This is a genomic window from Prevotella sp. DNF00663 (assembly GCF_001553265.1).
GTDB lineage: Bacteria > Bacteroidota > Bacteroidia > Bacteroidales > Bacteroidaceae > Prevotella.
The window spans coordinates 1-2715 of the sequence record NZ_KQ960660.1; the positions used below are offsets into that span (position 1 = coordinate 1).

Sequence of the window (2715 nt, forward strand, 5' to 3'; positions counted from 1 at the left end):
TTATAATTTTGCACTTGCGGGTTGACTCTGCGCAGCCATGGAGTGCTCTTTCCTTTTTCCTATAAATATTTGGAGGGAAATGAAAAAGATGCTATCTTTGCATAAGGTAAAGTTGCACTCGGCAATTTGAAAACAAGTTTTCATTGCCCTCGTTGGTGATATCTTTGCATAAAAAGAATAAAAGGAGAACGACTTTGGGGTTGTGTCGGTTTGATCGGGATACTCATCAAATAATATCGAAAACCGAGGATGTTCCTTTTGTTAATGGCGGGCCACATAAACTCGTAAGAGGTAAGTCGCAAGACCGGTGGATTACAAAGACGGAGGACTCTCAATCATTGATTTCTCGGAGTTTCATCACATCATCGGGCAACCCCTTTTTATTAAAACAGATGGATATTATATCCAATGTGTAGAGACGATGCATGCATCGTCTCCTTTTGGTTAAAAGAGATGACAGCCAAGCGAGATACACTCCGTCTCTACACAGAAATAAATATTTAAAATATGTTTAGTGGCATTGTAGAAGAAATGGCTACACTAGTAGCTATCAATAAGGAACGGGAAAACATAGACTTCACGCTGAAGTGTTCGTTTGTAGACGAATTGAAAATTGACCAAAGTATTGCCCACAATGGTGTTTGCTTGACGGTCGTTAGTATTTCGGGGGATACCTATACAGTAACAGCTATGAAAGAGACTTTGGATCGGTCGAACCTTGGACTACTTAAAGTAGGTGACAAAGTAAACGTGGAACGCTCCATGATTATGAACGGTCGGCTTGACGGACACATTGTACAAGGACATGTAGACGAGACTGCCACTTGCATTAATATGCGGGATGCAAATGGTTCTACTTACTTTACATTTAAATATCAGCAAAATTCTGAGATGATAAAAAGAGGATATTTCACTGTAGATAAAGGTAGCGTGACAGTGAATGGTGTATCTCTAACCGTATGCGAGCCAACAGAAGATAGTTTCACAGTAGCCATTATCCCCTATACCAGAGAGTTTACCAACTTCTGTGATATATCGGTAGGTTCTACGGTCAATATTGAGTTTGACATCTTAGGTAAATACATAGCTAGACTGCAATCATTATCGTGATTGCAGTCTTTTAGCATATATGCATCATAAACGCTATACATTGTACAATATCTTTTTAAAAGAATGTTAATATAAGACGAGTAAAGCAACTTTTGCTTCTCTCTTTTCATCAAATAGTAAAATAGAATCTACGCGTAAGATTTCATATTAACAAAATCATCAACCAATTATAGATATGTATAATAAGATTGTCACACAACTATTGAGCCTAGCTCTATGCGCAATACCCATGACAAGTATGGCTAGAGAGTGGTCGTTGCAAGACTGTATAAACTACGCATTGCAAAATAATATCTCACTACAGAAGCAAAAAATAAATAAACTGAGCGCTCACGAAGACGTGTTACAATCGAAAGCAGCACTTCTCCCCTCGTTAAGTGCGTCTACAAGCCAAAATATAGGTTACACTCCGTGGATAACTAGTGGTATCAGTGGGGATGGTTATTCAAAGCTAGCCGTGGACAAAACATATTACAATGGAAACTATGCCATCAGTAGCAATTGGATATTATGGAACGGTAATCAAAACAGAAACAACATTAAATTAAATCAACTGGTTGAAAACAAAGCAGTTATAGACTCTGCGACTACTGCACGTAATATCCAAGAACAGATAGCTCAACTCTATGTTCAGATACTATATTCCAGCGAGGCCATTAAGGTAAACAAAGAAAGTTTGGAAACAAGTACCAAGAACGAAGACAGAGGAAAAGAAATGGTGCAAGTGGGTAAGATGAGTAAAGCCGACCTAGCACAACTAATCTCGCAACGCGCACAAGATGAATACAACGTTGTCTCGGCAGAAAGTCAAGTGAAGAACTACAAAAGACAATTAAAAGAACTCCTACAAATTACAGACGATAAAGATTTTAATATCGCGATTCCATCAACGACAGATGAGCAAGCATTGCAACAGATTCCGACGATGAATATGATTTATAATGCGGCACTGGATAATCGTCCGGAAATTAAAAGTTATCAGAATAGCATTGCTCAAAGTGACTTACAGATAGTCATTGCCAAAGCTCAAAAAATGCCGACCATTAGTGCCAATGCCGGAATAAGTACGAGTACCACCTCTATGAATGATAACGCATGGGGACGCCAATTAAAAAATAATTTTTCTACAGGGGCTGGAGTAACCATCAGTGTACCCATATTTGATAACAGAACATCTAAAACAGCTATCAACAAAGCTAGATTAATGAGGGAAAACAGTATGCTTGACTTAAAAAATGAGCAGACGACTCTCTACTCTACTATCGAAAACTATTGGTTGCAAGCCACTACCAATCAAAACCAATTTAAGGCAGCAAGAGTAAGTGTGGAGAGTGCAAAAACTAGTTATGAACTATTAAGCGAGCAATTTCGCTTAGGATTAAAGAATATCGTTGAACTCATGACTGGAAAAGATAAATTACTCACAGCACAACAAAACGAACTACAGAGCAAATATATGTCTATATTATATATTAACATGCTCAAGTTCTACCAAGAGGGAACACTAAAGAGATAAAGGAATAAAGATAAAATGCTACAAATAATTGAATAACAATATTATTCATCAAGATTCAAGAGGGTGTGTCAAAATTGATACCCCCTCTT

Annotated in this window: 2 protein-coding genes; both read left to right on the forward strand. The window is 37.8% G+C overall.

The annotated features are described in order from the left end of the window. Positions 1–507 precede the first annotated feature (507 nt). On the forward strand, positions 508–1110 hold the full coding sequence (locus HMPREF3034_RS10635; RefSeq protein ID WP_036900905.1) for a riboflavin synthase: 603 nt from the start codon (positions 508–510) through the stop codon (positions 1108–1110). 175 nt (positions 1111–1285) lie between these two features. Next, positions 1286–2626, forward strand: a complete 1341-nt coding sequence (locus HMPREF3034_RS10640) for a TolC family protein (RefSeq protein WP_062435460.1) — start codon at positions 1286–1288, stop codon at positions 2624–2626. The last annotated feature ends 89 nt before the right edge of the window (positions 2627–2715 follow it).